Origin of the sequence: Candidatus Frankia alpina (assembly GCF_902806485.1) — a bacterium.
GTDB lineage: Bacteria > Actinomycetota > Actinomycetes > Frankiales > Frankiaceae > Frankia > Frankia alpina.
In genome coordinates, this window is the sequence record NZ_CADCWT010000377.1 from 1 (window position 1) to 3186 (window position 3186).

The 3186-nt window shown below is 68.0% G+C and carries 1 protein-coding gene and 1 pseudogene; both read left to right on the forward strand.

Features of this window, described 5'->3' with window-relative positions:
- Positions 1–372, forward strand: a pseudogene (locus G6R25_RS22850) (hypothetical protein); the annotation flags it as partial.
- Positions 373–634: 262 nt separating this feature from the next.
- Positions 635–1723: a bifunctional DNA primase/polymerase gene (locus tag G6R25_RS22855; RefSeq protein ID WP_205447377.1), complete on the forward strand. Its 1089-nt coding sequence runs from the start codon at positions 635–637 to the stop codon at positions 1721–1723.
- Positions 1724–3186 lie beyond the last annotated feature (1463 nt).

Sequence of the window (3186 nt, forward strand, 5' to 3'; positions counted from 1 at the left end):
GCCCGCACCGCGCACACCCTCGCCGCCGCCTGGACGGCCCTCGCCGACGCCCGTGACGGTGAGGACACCGGCAGGGCTCTGACCTGCGTGACGAGCCGCGTCACACCCGGCGTCACGCCTCGGTGGGAGCTTCCCGTCTGGGAGTCGTCCAGTCTTGCTGTGGCTCTGCCCGCACCCACGGCACGGCCCGACGACGGCGGGTTTAGTGACGCCGAGCTCGACGCCGTCGTGGACGAGATTCGCTGCTCGCAGACCCCGCCGCTGTCTTATCGGGAGATGGCCCTGCGGTTCCGCGCTGCCGGGCGCAGTGCCGCTGAGATGCGGCTGCGCGCCGCCTGGCGTCGCGTCACCACCCAGACCGACACCGGCTGACACCATCACCGCCGTCGGGCCGTCCACCCCCGGGCGGCCCGGCGGCCCCCAACCGAGGAGCAGGACAGAGATGATCACCTGAAAATGCAACAGCCCAGAGGTTTCTTTGCCTCTGGGCTGTCCTTACGGATCTTGCATATCAGTCGCCGATCGTGAGACCGGTCGTGTGCGCTCCCCGCCGAGGGAGGCACGGCACCCATAGTGCCTGACAGCTCAAAGAACGTCAGGCATGGATGGGCGACCACATCTCTACGTGATCGGCATGAGCCCCGAAGGGTTACTCATGCAAGCCGATCAAGCACCCTCCGTTTCCCTTGCTCACCGGCTGAGCCTGCGCCGTGCCGCCCTGTTCTATGCCGGGCTGGGTTGGCCGGTGGTCCCCGTCGCTTCGCCGGACGCTGCGGTGGTTCGGCCGGGCAAGCAGCCCCTGGTTCGGGACTGGCCATCTGCGGCCAGCACCAGCCCCGGGCAGATCAAGGACTGGTGGCGCCGCTGGCCGGACGCGAACGTCGGCATCGTCACCGGCCCCCGTTCCGGCTTGGGCGTTCTCGACCTGGACGTCGACAAGGGCGGCGTGGCGTCGCTGTCCGCGTTGGAGTCCAGGGTGGGCTGCCTGCCCGGGACGGTGACGGTGGTGACCGGCTCCGGCGGTGTGCACCTGTATTACCGCCATCCCGGTGTTCCGCTTCTGTCGGCCGCGGACGTGTACGGCCTGGGGTTGGATGTTCGCGGTGATGGCGGCCTGGTTGTTGCGCCGCCGAGTCGCCATCCGTGCGGGCACCGCTACGCCTGGGTGGGTGGTGTGCATGGTCTGTGTCGGGAGGCTCTGGCCGAGTGCCTCGCTGACTGGCCGGTGGGCCAGCTAGCTCGGCTGAATCGCCCCCTGACCTCCAGTTCTTCACCCACGGAGCCGCCGCCGCGTCTGCATCCAGTTGTGGGTCGGGTTGTCCCTGAGGCACATCGGGCGGCCAGGGCGGAGGCGATTCTTCGGGGGCTGTACGAGCAGATTGCTAGCCGGCCTCGGGGGCAGCGGGCGCGGACTGTCTACTGGGCCGGGGCGCGGGTGGCGGAGCATGCCGCCGCCGGTGTTCTCGCCGTCGAGCAGGCGATGCCCGTGCTGGTGTCTGCTGGCGTCGCTGCCGGCCTGACAGTCAGCGAAGCTACTCATGCGCCACCTGTGGGCTGCGTGCCTCTGAGGGCCTTCAGGGGCGTGCCGCGTGAAGACTGGCGCTCAGGTTCAGCAATCCATGCCCGCCCCCGGCCGGTCGGCTCGGCAGACTCCGCCGCGTCGCGTCGCCGCGTGGTTCAACCCGCCTGTCGTTCCGGAGGGCGAGGAGATCTTCTAGGCTGATCTTGCCTGGAGACGTCCAGCGCCCCGTGGAGCCGGCCCTCCGCGGGGCACCGGTACGTACTCTACGTATCTAGATGCATACGTAGAGTTGCAGAATGCTGTGATTCGCAACTAGGGCTTCCCGGGTGCAGACTTTAGCGTCATGGGCACCACGTCTTTCCGACGTATACAGAGTCGGAGACATCCTGTAGCTGGGACGAACCTGAGCCGGCGTCGAGCCTGGACGATAACGATCAGTGTCGTCACCGTCCTGGCGGTACTGGTCCTCGGTGGCTGCAGCCAGAACCTCACGCAAAATAGCGGCAGGCCAGTTCCCCAGACCTCAATGCCCACTGACAGGCACGTCTCGCCGGCGCCTGTCCCTCCCGTTTCCGCGCAGATCATCGGGCCGGGGTATGCGCCACCCCGGACCGCGGGCCCGACGCAGACCGCGTCACCCAACCCTCCCGGCGGTAAGGTCTGAACCTTCCTTGCGACTGGCCGCGGCCAGCACCCGCCTGACCGCCTCGGTCGTCAGGTGACGACCGAGTTCGCCTCCGAGCAGGGTCGCAACCCGGTGGAAACCGGGACAGGGAAAGTTCATTCACCCGATCATGGCACGTAGGTCGACGTCGGCGGCTTGGACGAGAGGCTCATCGTGAAAACTCGGGCAGCAAAGGCCCTGACCGCAGCCGTTGTCATCGGCGGCACCCTGTTCGCAACGGGAGGCACCTCGTTCGCCGTGGGCACCCTCCCGAACGGAGCGGCCGTGACGGCCACCGGCACAGGCGACACCCTTGCTAAGGCGGAGGCGGACGCCCAAGCGCCAGGTGGCGAGTCTGTGTCGGACAGGGGCCGGCACAGACTCTTTTACTAAATTATCAGTACTCGAGCGGAAGGTGGACGGCCACCTTCAGTGGCAAGTGCAGCACAGGGTGACAGAGCAGTCTGGGTTGGAAACGCGTGGGCCGGGAAACCTTGGCTGATCTTGTCGGGGTCGTCTCACGCCCCGCCGGGACCGTCCTCGGCGGGGCGTTGGCATGTCGGCCGCCGGACCCAGGTGGGGGGTCGGCGGGGCGTCCGGGCCGGGTTGCAGTGGGCTGGAAACTGGAGTTCCCTCGCACGCGCACGCGTAGGGCCCCCCGTCGGGAAACCAGGAAACGTGGAAACCTGCAGGTAAGAGCCGGTTGCAGCCCAGGAAACCGCGGGTTGCGGTTTCCTGGGCTGCAACCGGCCTGAGTAACCCCGGATCAGGACGGTGCCTGACGCCTTCGCGACATCGCCAGGCGGGGCCGTGCGACACCCGGCGATGTCGGCGCCTGCGGCCTGGGAACGCCGCAGTGGTGCGGCAGGGGCACCGCAGATCCCTAGACCCCGATTTCTTGATCGTCGTGCAGGGGGTCTAGGGGTCTAGAGGCCAGGTCAGGCGGGGTGCGGAGGGGGGCTAGGAGACCATGTGGGTCTAGACGGACCCGTTCTAGACC

Coding starts and splice junctions, on each gene's coding strand:
- G6R25_RS22855 (WP_205447377.1), top strand. CDS start 635: ATGAGCCCCGAAGGGTTACTCATGCAAGCCGATCAAGCACCCTCCGTT.